General features: G+C 53.9%; 18 protein-coding genes. 14 read left to right on the top strand and 4 right to left on the bottom strand.

Features of this window, described 5'->3' with window-relative positions:
• Position 1: 1 nt before the first annotated feature.
• The 7 genes from hrpA to dinG all read left to right on the top strand — a co-directional run bounded on the left by hrpA (position 2) and on the right by dinG (position 12032).
• Positions 2-3742 (top strand): ATP-dependent RNA helicase HrpA, encoded by a 3741-nt coding sequence (gene hrpA / locus Q0824_RS02775; protein WP_298447325.1) that lies wholly within the window; start codon positions 2-4, stop codon positions 3740-3742.
• Between the two features lie 122 nt (positions 3743-3864).
• Entirely contained in the window at positions 3865-4986 is a 1122-nt protein-coding gene (locus tag Q0824_RS02770; protein WP_298447323.1) for a beta-ketoacyl-ACP synthase III, read from the top strand.
• Between the two features lie 24 nt (positions 4987-5010).
• Complete coding sequence (locus tag Q0824_RS02765; protein WP_298447321.1) at positions 5011-5799, top strand: VacJ family lipoprotein; 789 nt, start codon at positions 5011-5013, stop codon at positions 5797-5799.
• 29 nt (positions 5800-5828) lie between these two features.
• The gene (locus tag Q0824_RS02760) at positions 5829-7319 is read left to right on the top strand and encodes a DUF3336 domain-containing protein (RefSeq protein WP_298447320.1); all 1491 of its coding nucleotides are present in this window, start codon (positions 5829-5831) and stop codon (positions 7317-7319) included.
• A 100-nt stretch (positions 7320-7419) separates the two neighbouring features.
• Entirely contained in the window at positions 7420-9099 is a 1680-nt protein-coding gene (locus Q0824_RS02755; protein ID WP_298447318.1) for an AAA family ATPase, read from the top strand.
• A gap of 3 nt (positions 9100-9102) precedes the next feature.
• Positions 9103-9792, top strand: a complete 690-nt coding sequence (locus tag Q0824_RS02750) for a general secretion pathway protein GspB (RefSeq protein ID WP_298447316.1) — start codon at positions 9103-9105, stop codon at positions 9790-9792.
• Positions 9792-12032, top strand: a complete 2241-nt coding sequence (dinG, locus tag Q0824_RS02745; RefSeq protein ID WP_298447314.1) for an ATP-dependent DNA helicase DinG — start codon at positions 9792-9794, stop codon at positions 12030-12032. The genes Q0824_RS02750 and dinG overlap by 1 nt, the downstream gene beginning before the upstream one ends.
• A 227-nt stretch (positions 12033-12259) precedes the next feature.
• Here dinG and Q0824_RS02740 read toward each other — a convergent pair whose 3' ends face one another.
• Complete coding sequence (locus Q0824_RS02740; RefSeq protein ID WP_298447312.1) at positions 12260-14998, bottom strand: LuxR C-terminal-related transcriptional regulator; 2739 nt, start codon at positions 14996-14998, stop codon at positions 12260-12262.
• Between the two features lie 255 nt (positions 14999-15253).
• Between Q0824_RS02740 and cysB the strand changes: the two genes are divergently transcribed.
• Positions 15254-16231 (top strand): HTH-type transcriptional regulator CysB, encoded by a 978-nt coding sequence (gene cysB, locus Q0824_RS02735; protein WP_298447310.1) that lies wholly within the window; start codon positions 15254-15256, stop codon positions 16229-16231.
• A gap of 30 nt (positions 16232-16261) precedes the next feature.
• Here cysB and Q0824_RS02730 read toward each other — a convergent pair whose 3' ends face one another.
• On the bottom strand, positions 16262-16984 hold the full coding sequence (locus Q0824_RS02730; RefSeq protein ID WP_298447308.1) for a phosphoadenylyl-sulfate reductase: 723 nt from the start codon (positions 16982-16984) through the stop codon (positions 16262-16264).
• Between the two features lie 240 nt (positions 16985-17224).
• On the opposite strand from Q0824_RS02730, the gene thrH reads away from it, so the two are divergent.
• Positions 17225-17839, top strand: a complete 615-nt coding sequence (thrH, locus tag Q0824_RS02725) for a bifunctional phosphoserine phosphatase/homoserine phosphotransferase ThrH (RefSeq protein WP_200369501.1) — start codon at positions 17225-17227, stop codon at positions 17837-17839.
• 54 nt (positions 17840-17893) lie between these two features.
• Here thrH and pabB read toward each other — a convergent pair whose 3' ends face one another.
• Entirely contained in the window at positions 17894-19276 is a 1383-nt protein-coding gene (pabB, locus tag Q0824_RS02720) for an aminodeoxychorismate synthase component I (protein ID WP_298447304.1), read from the bottom strand.
• Between the two features lie 206 nt (positions 19277-19482).
• On the opposite strand from pabB, the gene Q0824_RS02715 reads away from it, so the two are divergent.
• On the top strand, positions 19483-20076 hold the full coding sequence (locus tag Q0824_RS02715) for a hypothetical protein (RefSeq protein ID WP_298447303.1): 594 nt from the start codon (positions 19483-19485) through the stop codon (positions 20074-20076).
• A gap of 175 nt (positions 20077-20251) precedes the next feature.
• Complete coding sequence (locus Q0824_RS02710; RefSeq protein WP_298447301.1) at positions 20252-21130, top strand: DUF6160 family protein; 879 nt, start codon at positions 20252-20254, stop codon at positions 21128-21130.
• Between the two features lie 168 nt (positions 21131-21298).
• Here the strand turns inward: Q0824_RS02710 and Q0824_RS02705 are convergent, their stop codons facing one another.
• On the bottom strand, positions 21299-21973 hold the full coding sequence (locus tag Q0824_RS02705; protein ID WP_298447299.1) for a hypothetical protein: 675 nt from the start codon (positions 21971-21973) through the stop codon (positions 21299-21301).
• Between the two features lie 244 nt (positions 21974-22217).
• On the opposite strand from Q0824_RS02705, the gene Q0824_RS02700 reads away from it, so the two are divergent.
• The 3 genes from Q0824_RS02700 to Q0824_RS02690 are packed head-to-tail and all read left to right on the top strand — an operon-like array spanning position 22218 to position 26399.
• Positions 22218-23249 carry a DUF58 domain-containing protein gene (locus Q0824_RS02700; RefSeq protein ID WP_298447297.1) on the top strand — a complete coding sequence of 344 codons (1032 nt, stop codon included), beginning with the start codon at positions 22218-22220 and terminating at the stop codon, positions 23247-23249.
• Positions 23246-25375, top strand: a complete 2130-nt coding sequence (locus Q0824_RS02695; protein ID WP_298447295.1) for a transglutaminaseTgpA domain-containing protein — start codon at positions 23246-23248, stop codon at positions 25373-25375. The genes Q0824_RS02700 and Q0824_RS02695 overlap by 4 nt, the downstream gene beginning before the upstream one ends.
• Positions 25368-26399, top strand: coding sequence for a DNA polymerase III subunit delta' (locus tag Q0824_RS02690; protein WP_298447293.1), 1032 nt, complete (start codon positions 25368-25370; stop codon positions 26397-26399). Before Q0824_RS02695 ends, Q0824_RS02690 begins: the two co-directional genes overlap by 8 nt.
• The last annotated feature ends 33 nt before the right edge of the window (positions 26400-26432 follow it).

Raw genomic sequence — 26432 nt, 5'->3', positions numbered from 1 at the left:
GGTGACTTCAAAAGCTGATATCCGGGCGGCCCTGCACAAACCGATCAGTTTTCCGGCAGGGTTGCCGGTTTCTGATCGTGTGGATGACATCCGTAAAGCGATCGAAAACCATCAGGTTGTCATCGTTGCAGGGGAAACCGGTTCCGGTAAAACCACCCAGATTCCCAAAATCTGCATGAACATGGGCCGCGGCATTCGCGGCCTTATCGGTCATACCCAACCAAGACGTATTGCTGCCCGCAGTGTCGCAGCCCGTATTGCCGATGAACTGGGCGAGCAGGTGGGCCAGCAGATTGGCTATCAGGTGCGTTTTACCGATAACACCTCCGATCAGACCCGCGTCAAAGTCATGACTGATGGGATTCTGCTGGCCGAGGTTCAGCACGACCGTTACCTCAAACGTTACGACACACTGATTATCGATGAGGCCCACGAACGCAGCCTGAACATCGATTTCCTGTTGGGCTATCTCAAGCAGCTTCTGCCCAAACGCCCTGATCTGAAAGTTATTATCACGTCTGCGACCATTGAAGTGGAGCGCTTCAGCGAATTCTTCAACAAGGCGCCGGTGCTGGAAGTCAGCGGCCGAACCTTCCCTGTAGATATCCAATATCGTCCATTAACAGGCGACGAAGACGATCGCGACCAGGGCTGGAACGACGGCGTGCTCGCGGTGATGGATGAAATTGAGCAGCATGAGCGTAGCGCTAAGTTACCCCCGGGCGATGTGCTTATATTCCTGCCAGGCGAACGGGAGATTCGTAACCTGAGTAAGATGCTGCGACATGCGGAGTTGAGGCACACTGAAGTGCTTCCTCTGTATTCACGGCTGAGCAATCAAGAACAAAATCGGGTATTCCAGAATCATCGTGGTCGTCGGATTGTGCTCTCAACTAACGTGGCGGAAACCTCACTGACAGTCCCGGGTATTCGCTACGTTATAGATACCGGTGTCGCACGGCTTAGCCGGTACAGTGTTCGATCAAAGATACAGCGCCTGCCCATTGAGCCTGTATCCCAGGCCAGTGCTAACCAGCGGGCAGGGCGCTGTGGCCGGGTTGCGCCTGGCATCTGTTTTCGCCTGTATGACGAGGCCGACTTTCTCAATAGGTCTGAATACACAGATCCCGAAATACTTCGCACCAATCTGGCTGCCGTCATTCTGCAAATGGCCACTTCCGGCCTTGGTGAAATTCGCCACTTCCCGTTTATAGAAGCGCCCGATAAACGCCTGATTAATGATGGCTATAAGTTGCTGGAAGAACTCAGTGCGGTGGACGACAAGCGCCGGGTAACAAAGCTTGGTCGCACCATGTCCAAGCTGCCGCTGGATCCGCGGCTCGCACGGATGCTGGTAACCGCCGCAGATCACGGTAGCCTCGCAGAAACACTGGTCATTATTGCGGGGCTGACGGTGCAGGACCCGAGAGAGCGGCCCCAGGACAAACAGCAAGCAGCTGATCAGGCCCATGCGCCTTTCAATGACAAAGAGTCTGACTTTGCCACCCTGCTCAATATCTGGAATTTCTACGAAGAACAGCGCCAGACACTGACTCAGAACCAGTTAAGGAAGCTCTGTCAGAAAAGTTTTCTTAGCTGGATGCGCATGCGGGAGTGGCGAGACATACACCGACAACTCACACTGATTTGCCGTGAGCAAAGGTTGTCGCTCAACAAGGAAGCTGCGTCCTACGAGGCCATGCACAAGGCGATTTTGGCGGGACTGCTGGGGCAGGTAGCCACCAAGGTAGAGAAAAAGGAATATCTGGCTACCCGTAATCGCAAAGTGATGATCTTCCCGGGGTCGAAAGTATCCAAAATCGGACCCAAGTGGATTGTTGCCGCAGAAATTGTGGAAACCAGTCGGGTGTTTGCCCGTATGGTTGCGGCAATTCAGCCTGAATGGATAGAGCCGTTGGCTGGGCATGTGGTGAAGCATCACTATTTTGAGCCGCACTGGGAACAGAAACGAGCTCAAGTGATGGGGTACGAGAAGATCACCCTGTACGGCCTGGATATTGTGCCCAAACGCAGCATCGCGTTCAGCAAAATAGACCCGGTTGAATGTCGCAACCTGTTTATCCGCCATGCGCTCGTAGAAGGTGATTACCGGTCGAAAGCACCGTTTATTGCGCGCAACCGGGAGATGCTCACCAGCGTCGAAAACCTTGAAAGCAAAACCCGTCGGCGGGATCTTCTGGTAGACGATGAAGTGCTGGTCAGCTTTTACGATGAGCGCGTGCCTGCAGAGATTGTCAGCGGTCGCCACTTCGAAAGCTGGTGGAAAGGCCTGACTGCGGAAGAGCTGCGCAATCTTGAACTGACAGAAGAAGATGTTCTGCAGCGCCCGGTGGATGCTCAGGCGGCCGATCTTTACCCGGATTTTCTGGAGTGGGAAGGGGTGCGCTACCCGCTCAGTTATGAGTTTGAACCCACCAGCGAGCGAGATGGCGTTACCCTTCATGTGCCACTAATGGCGCTTCGGCAGATTCCTTCACGGCGCCTGGAATGGCTTGTGCCAGGGCTACTTAGAGAAAAGTGCATAGCGCTGGTGAAAGGGCTTCCGAAGGCGCTGCGGCGAAATTTTGTTCCCGTGCCAGACTTTGTCGATGCAGCCATCGCAAACTTGCAGCCTTCTAACGAGCCTTTGGCTCTCCAATTGGGAGAGCAGCTGCGCAGAATGACGGGTGTGCGCATTGATCCGGAAATCTGGCCGAGAGATGAGCTGCCACGACATCTGCGGATGAATCTGAGAGTGCTCGGAGACGGCGGTAAGGTTATCGCCGAAAGCCGTGAGGCAGGGGTACTTCAGGATCAACTGGAAGGGCGGGCCGAGGCGGCATTGGCATCAGCAACGAGCGAAAGCACTGAACAAAAGCCTGTTAGTGAATACACCGAATGGGAGTTTGGCGAGTTGCCCGCCAAGGTTCAAACGGAAAAAGGCGGCATGCAAATTACGGTGTACCCGGCACTTGAGGATATGGGTAAATCGGTCAAAGAAATTCGCTGCCTCGACCGGCTCACTGCTGAGGATACAACCCGTAAAGGTGTCGCACGCCTTATCCTCAATCGGTTCGGGAATACGCTGGACGATCTGGAGCGTAAACTCCCGCGCTTCAAACAGTCGGCTTTGATGTTTGCCCCTATCGGCAAGGCAAAATTACTTCTCGACGATTTGCTTTTGTCCACGGCAATGGCGCATTTTTTACAGGATCAGATGCCGGATTCCCGGGAAGCCTTTGATGCGTTGGTCAATCGTCATAGGGGTGATTTTATCCCGGCCCTTGAACAAGCCGACGAGCGCCTGTTTCAGGCCATGACTGGCTACCAGCAAATCGCAAAAAAGTTGAAAGGCAAGATTAACCTTGCCTTGGCTAACAGTATGGCGGATTTGAAGTTTCAACTGCAGGACCTTGTTTATCCGGGCTTTTTGGTCGCAACGCCTCCTGAATGGTTGGCGGAATTCGGCCGTTATTTTGATGCTGCGCTGGTCAGGCTGGAAAAGATGCCCAGAGAAATGGGCCGTGAAAGGGAGTTCCTGCATGTTATGGAACCGCTTTGGGCCCGTTACGCGAGCAAGCGGGATGAACAGCAAAAACAAGGTGTACGGGATCCGGAGCTGGTTATTTACCGATGGATGCTGGAAGAATTCCGGGTGTCGTTTTTTGCCCAACAATTGGGCACCGCCATGACAGTATCCGCCAAGCGTCTTGATAAGCAGTGGCAGTTAACCCGCGTATAACAAGCGAGTGTCCGCCTTTGGTCGGAGGCAGTGGGGCGGGCAAATTCTGCGGACTGTGTTAGTATTTCTGAAAGTGCGATTTTCCTTTCTTCTTATTTTCATATTCATGACGTGGGGTTAGCGTGATTAAAGCCGTCATTTCCGGAACCGGCCTGTACACACCGCCGGCAACCATCGATAACGATGAACTGGTCGAAGCCTTTAACCAGTATGTCGAACTGTATAACGCGGAGCACGCTGACGCGATTGAGCGCGGTGACATCGAGCCGTTGCAGCCGTCCTCTTCAGCGTTCATAGAAAAAGCTTCAGGTATCAAACGCCGGCACGTTATCGACAAAACTGGCATTCTTGATCCCAAACGCATGGCTCCGTATATTCCCGAGCGTGGGGACGATGAGCAATCTGTGCAGTGTGATATGGCTGTTGTGGCCTGCAAAGAAGCACTCGCCCAAGCGGGCAAGACTGTCGACGATGTAGACGCAGTTATCGTTGCCTGCTCAAACATGCAGCGTGCCTATCCCGCCGTTTCCATAGAAGTTCAGTCTGCATTGGGTATTCAAGGCTTTGCCTACGACATGAACGTGGCGTGTAGCTCTGCAACCTTTGGCCTGCAAGCCGCAGTGAACTCTGTAGAGAACGGCGCTGCCCGAGCTGTGCTGGTCGTAAGCCCTGAAATTTGTTCTGGCCACTTGAACTTCCGCGAGCGCGACAGCCACTTTATTTTTGGTGATGCATGCACGGCTATTCTGGTAGAGCGGGAAGAAAATACTGAACCAGGGCAGGGCTTTGAGATTCTTGGTACCCGTCTGACAACCACCTTTTCTAACAATATCCGGAACAATTTCGGCTTTTTGAATCGTGCGGATGAATCGGGAATTGGTCAGCCGGATAAACTATTTATCCAGCAGGGTCGTAAGGTATTTAAGGAAGTTTCGCCGCTGGTTGCTGAAACGATCCAGAATCATCTTCAGAGCTTGTCGCTTGCGCCAGACGATCTGCGCAGAATGTGGCTGCATCAGGCAAACCTGAATATGAATCAGCTGATCGCCCGCAGGGTGCTTGGCCGCGATGCTGCCGAAGATGAAGCGCCGGTGATTCTTGATGAGTACGCTAATACCAGCTCCGCAGGTTCCATCATTGCGTTCCATAAGCACAAAGACGACCTGAAAACCGGCGATACGGGTGTTATATGCTCCTTCGGTGCAGGTTATTCCATTGGCAGTGTTGTAGTACGCCGGCGCTAAAAGTCGACAATCCAAGAGTTGAGCATGACAAAACTTTTACCCCGGAGCTGGCATGCTGCCATGCAACTTATGGCAGTGCTGGCACTGGTGTTGGTCGCTGGCACCGCCAAAGCTCAGAACGCAGCGGAGCCTGCCCCTGAAGGTGCGCGTACCGTTAACCCGCAGGACCCTTACGAGAACTGGAACCGCAAGGTTTATACATTCAATGACACAATTGATCGCTGGGCGTTGCGGCCGGTAGCTCAAACCTACCGAACGTTCATGCCGGATATTGTCGACCGAGCCATCACGAACTTTTTCAATAATTTGTCGGAAGTGCGAAATTTCACTAACAGCATATTCCAGTTGAAGGGCGAATCGGCTGTTGTCGCTGCCGGGCGTTTCACCTACAACACTGTGTTTGGCCTGGGTGGGTTGATTGATGTTGCTACAGCGTTTGATCTCCCTGAGCGGCCCGAAGATTTCGGCCAGACTTTAGGATATTGGGGTGCGGGCTCTGGCCCCTATCTGATGCTTCCATTCCTTGGGCCATCAAGCCCAAGGCACCTTACTGGATTGGGTGCCGATGGGTTTGCGTTACCATCGCTGTGGGACAACGTTGACAGCCCTTATAACTATTATGCCCGAGGCGTCCAGATTGTTGATAAACGGGCAGACCTGATTCCCGCAGAGGGCTTTATTTCTGGCGACGTATATATTTTTGTACGCAACGCCTTCTTGCAGCGCAGAGAGTTTCTTATTAATGATGGCAGGGTGACCCGAGATCCATTTGCCAGCGAAGACGATGATGACTTGATGCTGGACGACTTCTGATTCGGATTTCTGGGTGAAGGAGACACGCGGTGCTTAAAGATCCAAGGATTAGTAAATTCCGCAAGATGCTGGCTGAGGCACCAAATTATGAGGTGTGGAAGGCTGCGGCTCTGGAGCTGGATTTTCTGGAAGGTAATGCTGAGTGGAAAGAGGATTTTGTCTCAGAGCATTATCACTACGAATTGCTGTATGACCGTCTGAGTAGTATTAAACAGTATCGCCAACAAAACGATTTTGAACGCCTCAAGCGCGCACTGCGTGAGGGCCTCCACCACGACCTTGGCAATATGGGTAACCCGGCGCTTTACACACGTTCCCGGGTTGGGACCAAACACCTGATTGAAGAGTACATAGCGCAGGCCTGTGAAGCCCTGGATTTCCTGTGCGATCACCCGGTGCCCGGCTTTCCGGTTGCTGACAAACTTCAGTTTTTTCGCGACACCCTTACCAGTTATGGCAGACCAACACTTTTGTTAAGTGGGGGCGCCAGCCTTGGCATGTTTCACTTCGGGGTTATCAAAGCACTATGGGAAAGAGGCTTGCTGCCTCAGGTGGTTACGGGCTCTAGCGCCGGCGCTATTGTTGCGGGCATGCTGGGCGTGCATACAGACGCTGAAATCCCTGAGATGCTGGTTCCGGAGAACCACAACCTGAAAGCCTGGAAGTGGCGGGGCATCATCAGCGCCATGCGCGGTGAAGGTTTAATGGATCAAGAGCAGCTGCGCTCGTGCCTGAGAACTAACATTGGTGAATACACCTTTGAAGAGGCCTACCAGCGTACGGGCCGCTCGATTAATATGAGCGTGTCGCCGGTGCAGGCCCATCAGAAGGCGCGACTGTTATCTGGTTACACGTCGCCCTATCTGATGGTGTGGAGCGCTGCGTTAGCCAGTGCGGCGGTACCGGGTATCTTCCCGCCGGTTACACTGATGAAAAAGGATCTTCAGGGTCAGGCCTTGCCTTACATGCCAAGGCTGAAATTTGTGGATGGTTCTGTTGTGAGCGATCTGCCCATTGAGCGGCTGATGCATCTCTACGATGTGAATTTCACCATCGTGAGCCAGACCAACCCCCACGTTGTTCCTTTTTTAAGCGACCGTGGCACTGATGACAAATTGTCTTTGGCCAGGCTGCCACTGCACTTGCTCAAATCTGAAGTCCAGTTTCACGGGCAAGGAGTGTTCGATTACCTCCGTAAACGCGCCCGCCCCGAGCTGTTGCGGCAGATTTACGGCCACATGTACACGATCATGGCCCAGCGGTACTCTGGAGACATAACCATTGCGCCCACCTATGGCCTCATGGATTACACCCGAATGCTCGCCGACCCTAAGCCAGAGTTTGTGCGAGAAATGACTCTGGCAGGTGAGCGCGCAACCTGGCCAAAAATTTCAATGATCCGTTCCCATGCGCGCATATCCAAAACCCTGGAGCGTTGCGTGCGCCGCCTTAAACAGAAAAACCGCCAGAGTGCCGCGGATCTCAGGCTGATAAACAGTGCTGATTCCGGAACATCCTGAGATGACAGCCTGGCGAGGCGGGCGGTATGATACGCAGCTAAAGAGCCTGGCTCGGTAATTTACCGATCAGCCCGGCGCCTGAGCATTAGACTGGACGCCCATGTATTACGACTTCTTCGGCTTCAGAGAGCCTCCGTTCTCTATTGCGCCTGATCCCCGATACCTCTATTTGAGCGAACGCCATAAAGAAGCGCTCGCGCACCTGATGTATGGTGTTCAGGGGCAGGGCGGATTTATTGTGATCACCGGGGAGGTGGGTACGGGTAAAACCACTGTTAGCCGATGCTTTATTGAGAATGCGCCGGCTCATGCAGACATAGCCCTGATTCTGAATCCACGGCTTTCAGCCCGAGAGTTACTTTCGTCGATTTGCGACGAGCTGGAAATAGCTCACCCGGCCGGCGCCACCATCAAGCAGATGGTCGATTTGATCAACCGTGATCTGCTCAAGGCCCATGCAGCCGGCAGGCATAAGGTTCTGATGATTGATGAAGCTCAGAATTTGTCAGCCGATGTACTGGAACAACTGCGCCTTCTGACCAATCTCGAAACCGCAGAAAAGAAACTGCTGCAAATTGTATTGTTGGGCCAGCCGGAGTTGCAGCAAATACTCTCGCTTCCAAAACTCCGCCAATTGAACCAGCGGGTAACTGCACGCTACCACCTGGATGCCATCAACCGTGATGAACTGCCGGCCTATCTCAGCTACCGACTTGGCGTTGCAGGCATGCGCGGCGACATCTTCGCACCGGCGGCTGTCCGTAAGCTCTATCGTTTAAGTAACGGTATACCTCGGCTTATCAACCTGATTAGCGATCGTGCGCTGCTGGGAGCCTATGCCGAAGGTGAGCACGAAGTGTCGGTTGCACATATACGGCAGGCGGCGAAAGAAGTTGGAGGCGGTAAAAACATAGGGCCAAAGTCAACCAAGGGAGCAGGCAAACCGGACCTGCCCGGCATCCTGTTGGTCGCGGCATCATTACTGCTCGCTATTGTGAGCAGCTATTGGGTGTATAAGCAGTGGTCAGGCCCGGATGCGATATCCGAGGTAGACGCAGTCCCCGAGCAGCTCGCCGGTACTGTACAGCGTGAAGACTCGCCGGACGTCCAACTGGCACCACAAGATGAAACAGAACCGCAACCGGTGCCCTCGTTCAGGTTCTCAGATCAGGCGATGAATCTGTCCGAAGCATTTCGCGGACTGCTCAGTATTTGGGGTTTATCGTACAACTCGCAGGAATCGCCGATTGCCTGTGAGTTTGCTCGCAGCTCGGGTCTTGATTGCCTGGAACGGCAGGGGAGCCGTCGTAGCCTGGGGTATCTGGACAGGCCGGCCATGCTGATGCTTCAGGACGACAACGGCAACCGGGGTTATGTTGTGCTGCGTCATCTTCAAGGCGATTTGACGGAAATTGTGACGCCTGAGGGCTCGGCGGAAGTGTCATTTTCCAGTATTGAGCCCTTCTGGTTTGGAGAGTACCGCGTGTTGTGGCAACTTCCGAACTACGTGACCTTTCGGGCCGATGCCAGAGATGTAGCCGGTGAGGAAATGTGGATAGGGGTTCGCATGATGGAACTTGCGGAAGCCTACGGCGAATCACCCGCCGACACGGCAAGAATCAAACGCATGACTGCACAACAGCAGGTGCGTTGGTATCAGTCGTTGAAGGGGCTCACGGTGGATGGTATTGCCGGTGCCATGACCGTTATTCAGATCAACAGCGACCTCAATGCAGATGTTCCGAGGCTTATGATCAAAGGGCCTGAGGGGAAGGGATAACGCATGTCCTACATTCTTGATGCGCTCAGAAAATCTGAAACCGAGCGCCGCCAGGGTAAAGTCCCTGATCTGGGGCAACAGGTGCAATTGATACATCGCCCTAAGAAAAAGCGTACATCCTCAATGGTGTGGGTGGTGCTGGCGTTGCTGGTGAATGCTGGAGTGCTGGCCGTTGTATTCTGGCCGAAGCCAGCAGTGGAGACAGCGCAAGAGCCAGCACCAAAGCAGGAGCAAGAATTGGCGGCGAAAACCGCGCCAGCAGCCGAAAAAGTAGAGCCTGAGCCAGCAGTCCAGGCTGAATCTACCCAAGCTGTCGTTTCCCCGCCGCCTGTGTCGGAAAACAATCCGGTAGCTGAAGCCGAACGCCAGTGGCCTGCCATTATCACGCCGTCTGTGCGCCAGCAACGCGAGCAGCCGGAGGTGGCCGAGACTGGGCCTAAAATGCGTGTGCCGCACCTTGTTGAGTTACCCCTTTCATTTCAAAAGAGTATTCCGGACCTGATGTTCAACAGTCATCTTTATTCAACAGACCCCTACGCCAGCCGAGTGATGATTAATGGCCACTATCTTGGTCAGGGGGATGCATTTTCGGGGATCCTGGTAGAAGAAGTGACAGAAAATGGCGTTATTCTCAGCAAGCAAGGCAGAAGTTTCCGCGTGGGTATTGTCCGCGACTGGGTGAGCCCGCGCTAATGGCATTAACCGGGGACGTAAAACAGCAGATTCAGCAGGCGTATCGCGATGTGTTGGCCGGTAAAGAGGTGCGCGCCCGCTATGGCCAGCGCCTGATGATAGCTGAGATTGCCCGGTACATGGGTGAGATTACCGACAACGACGGCCAACGCACATCACCACCAGCGGCCTGCGTGGTTGAAGCCGGAACGGGTACCGGTAAAACACTGGCCTATCTGATTACTGCCATTCCCGTAGCTCGGGCCTTGGGCAAAACCCTGGTGATCTCCACCGCCACCGTGGCACTGCAAGATCAGATTGTTCTTAAAGATCTGCCAGACCTCAAAAAACACAGCAAAATGAATTTCAGCTGGACCCTCGCCAAAGGCCGTGGACGGTATCTGTGCATGTCCCGTCTGGAAACGCGACTGCACGATGAAGGCAACGGCGACAGCGATACCATGCCTCTCTTTTTGCTGGATAGCCCTGGCACCGAAGAGCCAGGAACCCGCGCTTTCTTTGAAGAAATGCTGGCAAGCTATGGCTCCCGCAAGTGGGACGGAGACAGAGATCACTGGCCTGAACAGATACCTGACGAAGTTTGGCGGCAGGTAACGACTGATCACCGCCAGTGCACGAACCGGCATTGTAGTTATTTCGATAGCTGTGCGTTTTTCGACGCTCGCAAGGATCTGGATGAAGTAGATATCGTGGTGGCGAATCACGACCTTGTGCTGGCTGATCTTGCGTTGGGTGGGGGCGCCATTCTTCCAGAGCCTGAAAACGCATTGTTCATCTTTGATGAGGCTCACCACCTCCCAGATAAAGCGTTGAATCACTTTGCGGCCTCTGTGCCTCTGAACTCCACCCGCCAATGGCTTAAACAGCTATCCCAGGCATTGGTGAAAATGCAGCCCTATCTTGCGCCGGCTACGCAAGCCGCTAAATCGGTTGAGCGCATCAGTACTGCCTCGCGGGATGTGGATCTCATTCTCGCCCGAGTTTATGAAGAGGCCGAACACAATACTGGCTGGGAGTTCAATGAAGAGCGCCGATCTGCGCAATGGCGGTATCCCGAAGGTGAGCTGCCAGACGCCTTGGCAGAATTAGCCGCTGAAAGCAGAATTGTGACTGCCAACCTGGTCCGTCACCTGGGCGCATTGGCAGATGAACTGCAAGGCGCTTTCGATGAGCGTAAGCAACACGAGATAGACCGAGACACCGCCGAAGCCTGGTATCCAGTAATTGGCGCCTTCCACAGCCGGGCCGAAGACCAGTTGCGACTATGGGCGGCCTGGACTGAGCAAGTCGGCAGTGCAACAAAGGCGACGGAAAGTCAGCAGGGGGTCACTGAGGGCCCATCAGAAAATACTCAGGATGACGCCACTGACGCCGCACCCGAAGCACGAAGCCGGATACATAGGAGCCCCCCTCCAGCACGCTGGAGTGTGCGGCAGAAGTGGGATCACGCCGAAGATATCACCCTGTTCAGTTCGCCAGTGCTGGCAGACAACTTGCTATATTCCCGGCTGTGGTCGCGAGCTTATGGGTCTGTGCTAACAAGTGCCACACTCACAGCCCTCGGCCGTTTTGATCGGCTGCAGGCAAGGGCCGGGTTGCCGGAAGCAAGCCGCTTGCTGGTGGTTCCCAGTTCATTCCGGTATGCAGAAATGGCAACCGTTGAAGTTCCGGCCATGGCTTGTATGCCCACTGATGATGGCTTTGCTGATGAGCTGATCAAGCGCTTACCGGAATGCTGGGCCGGGGAAACCGCCACACTTGTGCTGTTCACCTCCCGCCGCCAGATGCATCAGGTTCGGGATGCTTTGGCACCAGACTTCCCGGATTTGATCATTACCCAGGATGATATGTCTCGGGGTGAAGTGTTGCGCCAGCACCGTAGTCGCATTGATGAAGGCAGGGCCAGCGTGTTATTTGGTGTGGCAAGTTTTGCCGAGGGTATCGATTTGCCCGGTAAGTACCTGCACCACGTGGTGATTACCCGGTTGCCTTTTTCGGTTCCTGACGATCCTATCGAAGCTGGCCTGGCGGAATGGATAACCCAGCGGGGTGGCAATCCTTTTATGGAAATAACGGTGCCGGATGCCTCCATAAAGCTGGTACAGGCGGTTGGCCGGTTGCTTCGCACAGAAGAAGACACCGGCAGGGTTACTATCCTTGATCGCCGTATTGTCGCAAGACGTTATGGACAACTGCTGCTGGATTCACTGCCACCGTTTCGGCGCATTATTGAAAGGTAGTCAGCTAGAAGAAGATGAGATGGAAGGTGGTTTTTCGGCAAAAAAAGAGCCAGCCCGAGGGCTGGCTTTTAAGAATAAGAACACTGAAGGCCTGAAGTTTCAGAATTCGTAGCGAGGGGTTGCCTCACCTTGGAAACAATAATAAGGGAGTAGGGGGCGTAGCCGAATCGTCCAAAGGGCGTAGCACGGGTAGAAACTTCCTGCGCTATGTGATGTGTGTCACAAAATCACCCGGTTAGGATGCCCAATTCACGGGCTCGGGCCAGAGCTTCTGTTCGCCGGCCTACGTCCAGCTTGCCGTAGAGGTTACGTATGTGGGCTTTTACCGTGGCCGGTGCCACACCCATGCGTACCGCAATGTCCTTGTTGGAATAGCCTGCATTAATGAGATCCAGTACTTCGAGTTCACGTTGGCTCAGAGGCTCCGCAAGTGCCTGAGCTGAACCCTTGGTGCTCGTTTCAATAGAGGTTTGCGGAACGTTATCGGCGGGCTTACTGTTCGGACTTAAAAGCATCTCGGTCAGGTTGCGCTGCCAGCTGCCCCCATTATTGAGGGTGGGGGATTCCGCCAGTAGCGCCTGCAAACGAGGACTTTCTTCAGCAAACAGTCTCAAAAATCCGGCTTCGGCAGCAACAGCCACTGCCCGTGCAAGGCGATCCTCGCTCTCTTCAGGACGGTTTAGCTGGTCCAGCGCTTCAGCTGATACAAGCAAGGCTTCAACAACGTGCCGGGTATGCTCGTTATGCATGGCGGCTGCCATCAGTGCATCGAGGATATCCAGTGCCTGTTCCGGCTTGCCTTCATCAACCAACAGCCGCGCATAGCTGATGCTGTTCTGCTCCCTGTTCAGCGGATTAGTCAGCGTATGGCTCTCGACGGATTCAAGAATGCTGCGAGCTTGGGCGGTTTGCCCACCCGCGAGGTAGCAGCGCGCAAACAGGGCAGAGCTGGCGGGTGGTTCAAACACGATGTGCTCCCGGCGTTTACGACCGACTTGCTCCGCGTCTTCAAGATACTCTATGGCTTCCTGATAACGGCCATCGCTGAAGGCCAAGTGCCCGCGCACATGCTGGATAATTATATGCTGGCCTGGCTCAGCGCCCTTGTTTACGTGTTCAAGCAAAGGCTCCAGGTGAGCTGCTGCATCCCGAAGCTGGTTTCGCTCCCGGAAAATTTCCGTCAGTGAAGCGCTAAGCCAGCAGGAAATAAGCCTTGGCTGGCTTGGGTCTGCGTAGTGTTGATCTACCCACTTGCGTACCTTTGTGCAGGTCTCGAGGGCCAGATCCATGTCGCCACGGTTGTACTGTATCCACGCGAGCAAACCACCGCTTGAGAGAACGGTGCTTGGCTTGCGTTCAACCTGCCCGTAATGAACCGCAGATTTCAGGGCTTCTTCGGCCCCTGGCAAGTCACCTTTGCCGTAATCGTCCAGGCCAAGGCCATAGTAGGTTACGGATTTGAGGGGAATTTTCGTGTGATCTATTTCTGCAAGCACCTGGCGAGTGAGGTCACTGGCGTTCTTGTCATCGCTGCGTGAGCGGGCAAGGTAGGAGCGTATCAAGGTTATCTCACTTTGCACGCCAAGTGCGCCCTCGGCATCCGGGGCGGAATCAGCGACGCGCTGATCAAGCAAATCTTCCACATTGGCCAGCAGGTGTTCCAGGTTATCGAGTCGATTCGCGAAAAAATGGCCCCACACCCGAAGCATCTGCAACTGAGGGCTTTCTTTAACGTCATCCACGGGCAACTCATCGAGCCAGTTCAGGACCGGCAAGTGATACCCACCATGAATAAGGTTGTTGCCGTGTGTCGCTAATACCTGCGCCAGCCACGGCCAGTCTCTATTCTGCACAATCTGGGCTATGGCACCCTGAACTTGCCCGTGGTCAATCAACCATTCTACCGTTCGTTGCCAGAGGCGGTGCGCCCGGGCGGGGTCGGCCTGCCCAATCCGCTGGAGTAAGGCATCTCGAAACAGGTCGTGGTAACGGAACCATTCGCTGTGATTGTCCAGAGGAATCAGGAACAGGTGCTGCGAGAGCAAGGTTTCCAGCATCTCCTGACTATTGGCAGTGTCACGAATAGAGTCGCACATGGAAGCGCACAGTCGTGGGCAGCAAGCGGTGTCGAGCAAGAAGGCCACAGTTTCAGCAGGCTGTTTGTCGAGCACCTCGCTGAGCACGTAATCACTGATGTGTCGCTCGTCGATGCTCAGCGCGGTGGAAGGAACACCTTGGTCTGCGCCCGATTTGATCTGCTCCAGACCACTGTCACTGCCTGATAGAGCAGAAAGCTGCAGGGCCGCTACCCAGCCTTCGGTACGGTGGCAGATGGCCTGCACATCCTTCTCTGAAATGGCCATGCCCATGGTGGTGTGAAAAAATTCCCGGCATTCATCTTCGGAAAACGCCAGAAGTGCCGGGTGGACCTCCTGCACCCAACGTCGCACGCGCCAGCGAGCCAGAGGCAGGGGAGGCTCGGAGCGGGAGATCAAGGTAACGGTCACATCCGCAGGGAGGTAGTCCACAAAGTACCCAAACTGCCGGTGAATACGGTCGTTGGCAGCAAACTGAAAATCATCCAGCACCAGAACCCAGGGGCCACCATCCGCAGCCAAGGCATTAACCAGTGCCGTGATCGCGCTGTTAATGCTGTCATCTGTGCTACCCGAAAGGCTTTTATGGCAGGGTTCAAGCCCCGTGAGGCCTGCGTGTTCAAATGCGCTGGCAATGTATTGCCAAAAACGCTGGGGGTCATCGTCGTGCTCATCGAGGGAGAGCCAGGCAATAGGTCCGCTGGTGCGTGCGCACCACTGGCTTACCAGGGTTGTTTTTCCAAACCCTGCCGGGGCCAATACAAGGTTGAGCCGCTTCGGATGGCCAGGCGCTAACAGTGAGCTAAGTCGCTCGCGCTGCACGGCTTTGGGATCGCTCGCTGGCCTTAGGAATTTGGTGGTTAACAGCATTGACGACCTGTATGCCAGATAGAAAGTTGAACTGGGATTGTGTGCTTTGTGTATCTCAAGTCAATGGCTGGAGAAACAAACACCTGCGTTACAGGCTGCGCAGGCGCAATTTTGGTCTAAACTGAATCAAAGGGCTCATCTATACTAAAAAAGAATGAAAAACGGATCTCTTATGCGTATTCTTAGTTACTGTTTTTCCGTGTACACCCACTTGCAGTCCGCCTCAGGCTAATAACTCAGGGAGCGACAAGGCCAATGAAGTTACAACAGCTGCGCTATATTTGGGAAGTTGCGCACCATGATCTCAACGTGTCGGCAACCGCCCAGAGTCTTTTTACGTCTCAGCCGGGTATTTCCAAGCAAATTCGCCTTCTTGAAGATGAACTGGGGCTGGAGATTTTTGCCCGCAGTGGTAAACATCTCACCCGCATTACCCCGGGGGGCGAAATTATCGTTCGTGAGGCAGGTGAGATTTTACGCCGAGCGGAGGGAATTAAAAAGATCGCTCAGGAGTTCAGTAACCAGCGCAAAGGTGAGCTGAGCATCGCCACCACTCACACCCAGGCGCGATATGCACTGCCGCCAGTGATCAGTGGCTTTATAGAGACCTACCCGGATGTTTCCCTGCATATGCACCAGGGCACACCCATGCAAATTTCTGAAATGGCCGCAACGGGCGCGGTCGATTTCGCCATAGCGACTGAAGCTATGGAGCTGTTCAACGATCTTATAATGATGCCTTGTTACCGCTGGAACCGCACGGTGATTGTGCCTAAAGACCACCCGCTGGCCAAATTACCTGAACTGACGTTGGAAGCACTGGCAGAGCACCCCTTGGTAACCTACGTGTTTGGTTTTACAGGGCGCTCGAAGCTTGATGAGGCGTTCAAGTCCAAGGGCTTGACACCCAAGGTGGTGTTCACTGCAGCAGACGCCGACGTTATCAAAACCTATGTGCGCCTGGGGCTTGGGGTTGGAATCATCGCGAGCATGGCGTTCGATCCAAAAATGGACCCGGATCTGGTCGCGCTGGATGCCAAAAAGCTATTTAGTGCGAGTGTTACGCGAATCGGTTTCCGCAAGGGCACCTTCTTGCGAGGTTATATGTACGAGTTTATTCAGCGCTTCGCACCACACCTGACAAAAGATGTGGTTGATGCAGCGGTGGCTCGCCAGAGTAGCCGCAGTGAAATAGAAGCCTTGTTCAAAGACATAAAGCTGCCGGTTCTATAAGCGCTTAGTTGACGGGTCATTCGCCAGTGTTCACTGGCGGGCAATCAGGTTCCCTGCGTGCAGGCCACACTCTTTCTGTGTGGCTTCTTCCCACCACCAGCGGCCTTCGCGCTCGTGCTGTCCTGGTAGTACTGGGCGAGTGCAGGGCTGACAACCAATACTGACATACCCCTGTTCGTGCAGCGCGTTGTAGGGTACTTCTGACATGCGGATGTAGTCCCACACTTCTTTGGATGTCCAGTTCGCCAGGGGGTTAAATTTCACCAGAGCCTTGTCAGGGGCAGAGAAGGTTGCGTCTTCTTGAACAACAGGCACTTCATTCCGGGTTCCCGGGCTCTGATCTTTACGTTGGCCCGTAATCCAGGCGTCAACGCCTGCGAGTTTGCGCTTGAGCGGGTTTACTTTTCGCATCCCGCAGCACTCGCTGTGACCGTCCTCAAAAAAGCTGAATAAACCCTTTTGGTTGACCAGATCCTGTACTTCATAGGTATCTGGAAACAGCACTTCAATGGCTATGCCGTAATGCTTGCGGACCCGTTCAATAAATTCGTAGGTTTCCGGGTGGAGACGGCCGGTATCCAGTGTGAACACTTTCAGGTTGTCCGTCAGCTTGTGGGCCATTTCGATAAGCACCACGTCCTCGGCGCCACTAAAAGAAATAGCGATGTTGTCATAGCGCTTGAAGGCAGCCTTCAGAATTCCCCTTGGGCTTTCACCGGCCAGTTCGTTCTGTAGCTCGTGGATATTGCTCATAAAATAGTAATACCTTGATGGGGTTTCGTGCAGGTTACATTAAATGGCTAATTCCATGAAGGAATGACAATCTATATGGTTATAGCGAAGTGGGCGAGCGAACCCTGAATATCCTGGTGTTTTATCGGGATGCACGATGCTTTTTGCCGGGATATTTCTTATCATACCGCGTCAATATCAGGGGGCAGGCCATGCTCTCATTCAGAACTAACACTTGAATCATTGAATCAGGAGATCACTGTGGAACTGGCATGTCTTGACCTTGAAGGCGTATTGATCCCGGAAATCTGGATCGCATTTGCAGAAAAAACCGGTATTGAAGAGCTCAAGGCCACCACCCGTGACATTCCGGATTACGATGTTCTGATGAAGCAGCGTCTGCGGATTCTGGATGAGCACGGATACGGCCTGCCGGCCATTCAGGAAGTGATCGGTACATTGGACCCGCTGCCGGGCGCCCGTGAGTTTCTGGATTGGCTGCGTGAGCGGTTCCAGGTGGTGATTCTGTCAGACACCTTTTACGAATTCGCCATGCCGTTGATGAAAAAGCTGGGCTACCCCGCGCTTTTGTGCCACAAGCTGGAAGTGGCGGAGAACGGTCAGATTACCAATTACCTGCTGCGCCAGAGAGACCCCAAACGCCAGTCGGTGCGTGCCTTCCAGCTATTGAACTATCGCGTTATTGCAGCGGGTGATTCCTACAACGACACCACCATGCTGGGGCAGGCGGAAGCAGGCATTCTGTTCCACGCACCTAAAAACGTGATTGATGAGTTCCCGCAGTATCCGGCGGTACATGAATTTGAAGATTTGAAGAAAGAATTCCTGAAGGCGAGCGCTGTTCACAGCGTTTGATCGTAAGGTGTTTTTGAGGAGCCTTTTGTAAAGGGCCTTCAGCCCAGAGCGGTGCTACTCGCTCTGGGTAAGATTCTCCAGGAAATCCATCAGTGGTTTTACTTTGGTGAGGGTTTCCTGGTATTCGCTTTCCGGGTCTGAATCCGCAACGATCCCGCCACCGCCCCAACAACGAATACTTCCTTGCTCCTGTGCTTGCCCCTTAGCCTTTTCTTTCTCACATAGCATAGTGCGAATAGCAATATTACTATCCAGTGTGCCGTCCAGGCCCCGATAAAACACCGATCCGCAATAGGGCCCGCGCCAATGGGGCTCAAGCTCCCTGATAATCTCCATGGCTCGAATTTTAGGTGCGCCGGTTATAGAGCCGCCTGGGAAGGCATCGAACAGCACCTGCATGGGTGAAACGCCCTCCGCCAACTCGGCGCGAATGTGGCTGACCAGGTGATGCACGTTCCGGTAGGACTCAAGGGCAAATAAGCTGTCCACGGATACGGACCCGGCCGCAGCGTGCACACTTAAGTCGTTCCTTAGTAAGTCGACAATCATCAGGTTCTCGGCACGGTCCTTCTCGGATGCTTCCAGCTCTGCCGCATAAGCCATATCGTCGGATGGTGTTGTACCTCTTGGCCGAGTGCCTTTGATCGGGCTGGTCTTAACGGTGCGGCCGCGAATTTCCAGGAAGCGTTCCGGTGAGATCGACAGAACCGAGCCAGAATCGGTTTTCAGGAAAGCGCTGTAAGGTGTTGGATTGGCTTCGGCCAGCGCCTGAAATGCCGCCCAGGGCGTTCCTTGATAGCAACCCTGAAACTCCTGGGAAAGATTCACCTGATAACAGTCGCCAGCATTTATGTAGTCCTTGATCACGCCGACACCGTTAATGAATTCTTCGGCTGGTTGGCGTGGCTTGAACGGCGAAATCATTTTCCAGTCTGCCGTCTCCCCAGTCACGGTTTCGCTGGGCACAGGTGTAGTGTGCTGCCACCGGTGAAGCTTGCTGCGCACCCACTCTGGGCATTCGGGGTGAACCCAAAGGTGATACGTATCGGTGGTTCGGTTGTGGCTTGCAGCCCAAAGATAAAAGCCTGCAAAGAGCAGGGGAGTTAAAGTCGCAGGGCACAGTGGAGCAAGGCGGGATTCTTTCATGTAGCCGAATTCGTAACTCAGAAAACCCACCCAGCCACCTGTCAGGTAGGTTTGCGGCTCTTGCGCCGAGCTTTGGTAGCGATGAACCAGGCTTTCCATTTCTGTGGCGAGGGTGTTTGTGTCGAGTAGCAAGTCAGTATCCGGCTCAATGATCTTTGTGGCAATCGCGCAGGCCGTAAACCCACTAAACGAACCGCGGCCGTTACCAGCTCCAATACTTCCCAGGTAGGCAAAGTCTGATTGGGTGGCGGCTTGCTCGAGTAGTTGTTCGTAGTCTTCGCGACTTAACATTGGGGAAACAGGAAGTAGCAAATTAACTCCGGTTAATTGGAATAATGATACTCAGGCCACAAAATTTGCATTGTCGGACCTAGAAGGCGGCTGGTCTAATGAAAATACAAAAAAACGAAGACTGCCTGCTCGGAACTGGAACGTCGCATTCTAGCCGAGTTGCAAGTCTTAGCGTAGAAGCTACCGCTAATAAAACAGGATCAATAATGACGTCTTATCTTGGAAAGTCGCTGCAAACCGCTCTTCTACTTACTGTGTTTTTTGCTGTTCCTGCCGCAAGCGCCGAGGAAGCGCCCCCCGCTGAACTAACCCCAGAGCAGGAAATGGCCATAAAGCTGGAGCTGTCAAAATACGCAGTTCTTGGCCAACAGCAAATACTTCATTTGACTGAGCAGGCGACCGATGAGTATACGGAGACTTTGGCCGACTCAGAGCCCAACATGCCTTCAGCGTGGATGCTTCTTGAAGACGGCGTCACCGTTAAGCGAATTAATATAGATGAGCAGGCAAAGGAGGCGCCGGCTCAGATTCGTATTCTTATGTATCGTGCGGCCCTTAAATCTGTGGCGCGTCACGGGAAGATCCATGGGTCGGTTATTCTCTACACAGGGAAAATTCGTGAGGGTAGCGATGATGAAGCCTTGGTGATTGAGTTTGAGCATCGCTTGGGCATTTCCGGTAACAAGGTTGTTCCATATCAGGTGGAAAATGGCCAGGTGACCTATGGGGAGCCGGTTACTACTGAGAAGCCTTTTCAGATCTTCCATGACAGCAAGCCCGAAGCGAACACCACGAATTGATGTGAGAGCCAATCGACATTCGTTACGGCATGTAAATGCAGTGTTAACGAAGTGTGAATGCGGTCACGGACTAGGACTGTAAAACAATCTTAAATGGAATCGTGGATTAACGATCTCCACATCCAAAACGAAAAGCTCAGCAAGAAAAACAAAATGAGTTTATAAGGAGAACAATATGAAAGGCCTGAAAAGAATTGCTTTGATCACTGCTATGGCGGCTGCCCCATTCGCAGCTAACGCAGAACTGCAAGCCATGAACGACACCGCAATGGGCGACGTAACCGGTCAGGCCGGTGTCACCATTGAGCTGGAAACCAAAGTGTCTATTGGCCAGTTCAAGTACACCGACGAAGGTTCCTTCGCAGTGAACGATATCGTTCTTGGTGGTGCTGGTGTGACTACAATCGGCGCTGGTGCTGGCTTTAATGACCTGCTGGACCAGATCAAGGTTGATATCGACATTGCTGACGACGGCGACGCGATCATTCACGTTAGTACACTTGACAGCAATCCGATCGATTGGGGTCTGAACATTGGTTCCATGGAGTTGCTGGCTGGTAATACTGGAACAGACAGCACGACTCTGATTTCGAATCTGAGTGGCTTCGGTATGTTGGCACAGCTTGACATTCGTGTTGACACTGCAACTGATCACCTGAACCTGGTAGCAGCATTTAGCGTTGAAAATATGGACTTTGATGTTGATTTCTTGGGTGTGGGTGTTCGTGGTCTGAAGATCACCGGTGCTGGTGGAAACTTCGACTATGATGGCGATGGCTCTGTAATGGCGGCGGATGCCGACGGTGAGTTTGGTCTCGCGCCAACTTCACAAGAAGCCCTAGTATTGGCAGGGTTCGCCAATGCTAACTTGGATGTCTACAAAGGCTCCGGCCTTGGCGCTTCTACAGCAACTGACGTACTCCGCATCGATGTTAACAACATCTATATGGATGTTTCGGTTGCCAGCATCGAAATTGGTGGCGCTTCCATCGGTTCCGTTGCGCTCGACAACGTAGCTATAACCAACACCAAGCTGGCGGTATACGGTCACTAATCTGACCTGACCACCAGTAGTGTTGAAGCGCCCCGCTCTGCGGGGCGTTTTTCGTTTATAGAAAAGAAATATAAAGAACTATGCAGTTTCAAAGGCACAAAAAAAACGGCAGCTTGCGAATACAAACTGCCGTTTTGTTTACGTCTGTGTCTGGAAGGGGGCTGCTACTTACTGATCAGGCACTCGAATAGAAAGATCAAACCCACCACCTGGCCGTGGCGTTAGCTGAATCGGCCCTTCATTTATTCCCTGAGGAAGATGAATCTGATCTATACCCGGCGGATTGCCGATGGAGAAGTTCAGGTTCTGCCCATCAAAACCTATGCCCAACTGATCGTTAAGAAACGATTGGGTGAAGGGTTCATCCGGAATCTGCATCTGCTGGCCGAAGATTAAAGGTGGAAGGTTTGGCGTGAAGTCTGCCGGCGGCTGAGCTCTTGCCAGTTCCTCCTGGGGAAGCAGCAGCGCCCGGCGCAGGAATTCTTCTTCGGCGCTAACCAGTGCATCGGATTGGTTTTCGTCGGTAAGACGTTGCAGGCCTTCGCGGTAGGCTTCTTCTTCTGCTTCGGTAACAACCGGCTCACCAGGGGAAATGGTAAGAGCGCGGATGATACGCTGACGGTCGGCTTCCGATTTGCGGCCTTCTCTGGGTACAACAATAACCGCAGAATCTTTAACGTAGGTATCGACCATCTCATCAGAGGTCATGGTCTGGACGCCCGCAAACGCCGGCACTGAAGCGGCTGCAAGCGTGGCCGCAATGGCCGCTGCGATAGGGGTTGCACTTTTATTAAGGCTGGCCACGCGGAGCTTGTGCCTGCCTGGCAGGTGTTGGTGGTTCATAGTCTGGCCTCTTGCTGCGATAAACTCAGGTACGAGGCGTGTCTGAGGTTACAGCAATCAGTACGCATCTCTCTATTTAGCAGTATTCGGGTTGTCCCGCTTCATTTCAAGAGTGTGGGTGTTAGTTTGTGATCAGAATCCTTGATTGGTCGTAGAGTTATAAAACCGCTGCGTTGCGGGGTAACATGGCAATGAATGTTCGATGTGCTGAACTTCTATTCAATCTTCTCGCTTCAGGGACATAATGAGCAGACTCATCCGTAGCCGTTGGCAGCGCTGGATCAACCGTCGAATTCCGCGCTCCGACGTGCAGCGATTCACCCAGAAAAATCTTTTCATCTTACCTACGGCGGCTGGCGTGGTATTCGGCGTGCTTTTACTGATTATGCTGCTTACCGCCATTAATTATCAGAACAGTCTGATTTATCTGGTTACTTTTCTCCTTGGGACCGTGTTTGTGGGTGCCATGCACCAAACCCACCGAAACCTGTCTGGTCTGGAGCTTACCTTGGTTCAAGCGGGGGAGGGATTTGCTGGGGATGACATTATCTTTCGATTACGGGCCGCCGCCGGTAAAGACGACGCCATAGCCATTGCGCTTTCGGATGGCGACACACAGGTAAGCTTGGGCCATGTGCCTTCCGGGCAGTCTGCAGACGTGGCTTTGCCGGTGGGTTCGGCCTTTCGGGGTTACCTGCGGCCGGACAGTATTCGAATTGAAACCCGTTTCCCCTTTGGTTTACTCAAGGCCTGGTCCTGGATGAGGCCGGTTTCAGCGGGTGTTGTGTTTCCCAGGCCGGTTGCCGCTTCCGATGTTGCCAGCGCCGTAGATGATGGCGATCAAACGTCAAGCACCCGTTCGCCCGAGGGTAATGATCATGCGGAATTAAGGCCTTGGCGTGATGGGGATATGAGCCAACGCGTTATGTGGAAACGATTTGCACGCAGCGGCCAGATGGTGGTGGCTGATTGGGAAGCCGATAAGGGCAGCCCCCATTGGTTGGATTTTAATGCGTTTTCCGGCACTGACCACGAACTACGGCTCAGTTACTTGTCCTGGCTCGTGATTGAGCGCGGCAAGAGTGGGGCACGCTTTGGTTTGAACCTGCCGGGGCAAGTTATAGAGCCAGATTCTGGCCAAGCCCATGCAACCCGTTGCCTTCGGGCGCTGGCGGTTTGGGGTGAAGAAAAACCAAGGGATATGCTCAGAGCGGCCCACGGAACACGCAGCAATACAGATTCGGGTGGGAAAGCGATGGCAGGGGCCAGAACATGAGTTTTTGGAGCCGGTCGACGCCGGAGCCTGAAAAACAGAGCGACAGCCTGCCATCCCAGGCGCTGCTCTGGTTGATGGCGAGTTTTGCGTTATTGCTAACGCCTCAGATTGATCGCCTGCCCCTGTGGCTGATCCTTGTGTGCGTTGCGCTTGCGGGCTGGCGATGGCTCGCCCAACAAGGCCGTGTGCGCTTACCAGGGCGCTGGCTTCGAACCGGGATTATGCTGGCGCTGATTGCGGTATACCTGGTGCGAGTCCAAGGAAGCTTCACCGTGGATACAGCGGCATCGTTCTTTGTACTGACCGTTGGCTTGAAGTGGCTGGAAACCCGCAGCGCCCGTGACTTCTACGTGCTGTTTTATATTCTGGTGTACCTGGCCACAGTAAACTTCCTGTTTCATCAGGAAATTCATTGGGCGTTGGTGAACATCGGTTCCATCGCCTTATTGTTGATTGGGTTGCAGGTGCTTAATGCGCCGGATTTACCTGGAGGAATAAAAGCGGGGTGGCGCAGGCTGGCAAGCATGTTACTGAAAGTGCTGCCGGTTGTTGTGTTGTTGTTTGTGTTCTTCCCGCGCATGGAACCGCTTTGGAGTGTGCCATTGGTGTCTGGCCAGGCCCGCAGTGGAATCAGCGACACCATGCGGCCGGGAGATATTTCAAACCTTGCGCAAAGCAGTGCGCGGGCGTTTCGGGTGACCTTTGGTGGTCCCATTCCCGCACACCGAGACAGATATTGGCGTGGGCTGATTCTCGATACCCTCGATAATGGCACCTGGCGCCAGAGTGGTTACGAACCTTTCCGTCGACCGGGGCGGGTTGATGTTGACGGCGGAATTGGAGCGCTGGAGCCCGGGCAATACGATGTGTTGATGGAGCCAACCGATAAGCGCTGGGCGTTTGCCCTGGAAAATTCCGTAGCGGTTTCAGACAACGTAGTGAAAGAGGCTGAAGATTTGTTTCGCTTCCGGCGGCCTGCAGATAGCGCCGTTCGTTACAGATTGGCGTTTAACGATTCCGCAGTGCAAGTCAGCGAAACTCTAAAACCCGGCGACGCGCGTCGCTATTTGCAGTTGCCCGCATCGGGAAACCCGAGAGCCCGCGAATTGGCAGCACAGCTGAGGCAGTCCACGGATGATATGGGTGTTATCCGGACGCTGTTGAACCGGTTTCGGGAGCAGCCCTACTTCTATACCTTGCGCCCACCCAGAATGCCGAGCGACGGAATAGACAGCCTGCTTTTTGATGAAATGCGCGGGTTCTGCGCCCATTACGCGGGAGCCACCACATTTGTGCTGCGCTCGGCCGGAATTCCGGCAAGGGTTGTGGTCGGGTATCAAGGGGGCGAAAGCGGGGCGGGTAATGAGTACCTGGTTGTGCGCCAATACGATGCCCACGCATGGGTTGAAGCCTGGGTTGAAGGTGAGGGTTGGATTCGCCTTGATCCCACCGCTGCTATCTCACCAAGAAGAATTGAATCTGGCTTGCGGGAAGCAGTGGCCGACGAAGGGTCCTTCCTTGAAAACAACTGGGCATCTGCACAGCGGTATGGGAATGTGGCTGTAATAAGATGGATGAGCCAACAGCTTGATCGAGTGAATTATCAATGGCAGCGCTGGGTGGTGGGTTATCAGGGTCAAAGCCAATTGAACTTCATGTCCCGTTTGCCCGGTGGGTTCGGTATGAAAGAGTTAGGCTACTTCACCGCCGGTATTGTCGGCGTTGGCCTCTTGATAGCGGGCCTGATATCGGCCTTGCAAATACGCAGAGGGCGCAGCAAGGACCGCTATATTCGGTTGCTGGATGGCTGGTATCAGCTATGCGGGCGTGCAGGGGTGCCGGTAAGAAGTGGCGAAACCCCGGCCACTCTGGCTTCAAGGCTGGCGGCGGCTGAACCTGCTGTAGCCGAATCGGCACGTCTTTTTGCCCGGATGGTTAACAGCCATTACTATAGTGCTGTATCGGCTCCTGGTTCTGCCAAAGGCGATAACGGCCAGCACCACGATGATGAGCTGAGGCGTTTGCGCCGATTGTTGAGTACTATGAAGCGGCAGCTTCGCAGGGCCGGCAAAGCTCAGCCGAAAATACCAAGCTCCAATGCCCCTTCAGGAAAACACAGTGACTGATATTGCTCTAGAAATGCCGTGGCTGGAGAAACCCTGGCAGATGATTCAACGTCTTCTGTCTGAGGGCCGGCTTCCCCATGCGTTGTTGGTTAATGGTGAGTGTGGTGTAGGCAAGCGAGCTTGGGCCGATGCGGTTTCCGGCTTGTTATTATGTTCCGCGCCTTTGCACAAGGAAGGCGGTGCGCCGGTTGCCTGTGGTGAGTGCCGTCAGTGCCAACTTCTCTCGGCATCCAGCCACCCGGATGTTCGGGTGTTTTCGCCGGAAAAGTCCCGGATGATACGAATTGAGCAGATAAGGTCGCTATCGGCGTTCGCCGTGTCGTCACCGCAAGTGGCTGGTCGCAAGATTGCGGTGATTGATCGTGCCGATCAGCTCAACATCAATTCTGCCAATGCGTTACTGAAAACCCTTGAAGAGCCCGTGCCAGACTTCGTGCTTATACTTTTGCAAGAGAGTGGCAGGCCTGTATTACCTACTATTCGCTCCCGGTGTCAGGTGCTGTCTATTCCACTGCCGTCAACGGAGCAAGCTGATCAGTGGCTTGCCACCAAAGTTACACATATGGAAGGCGACAAAAAACCATCTGCGGAGCTTCTGACCAAATCGCTGATGCTGGCGGGTAACGCACCGCGCTTGGCGCTGGAATATGCAACAGGTGAGTTTCCCGGGCTACGGGATGATGCATTCGACAAGTTCCGTCAGTTCATGAGAGGCCAGGTGGCGGTGGCGGAAGCCGCCAAAGCGTTCAAGGCGCTTGGGCTGGAAGATATGCTGTGGTTATTTGAAGGCTGGGCCGCCGATTTGGCCCGACTGTGTGCCGGGGGTAAAGCCAGCGACCACGAGGCCGGAGAAATGATCGGGTTCCTGGCGAGCAATAACCCGGCATGGCGCGCCCATGAGCTGCTGGACATGGTTCGAGAGGCCCGCACGGCGGGGGTCTACAATGTAAACCCCGAGCTTGAGGCCAGCCGGCTGCTGATCGCCTGGCGGGAACTTATGCCCACAAGGCGCCGAGCGTCCTGATTACGCTTTTCGTTAGAACTCCTGCTATCATCG

This window comes from uncultured Marinobacter sp. (assembly GCF_947488835.1).
GTDB lineage: Bacteria > Pseudomonadota > Gammaproteobacteria > Pseudomonadales > Oleiphilaceae > Marinobacter.
Note: the sequence above shows the minus strand (reverse complement) of the source record. Positions and strands in the feature narration are given on the sequence as shown.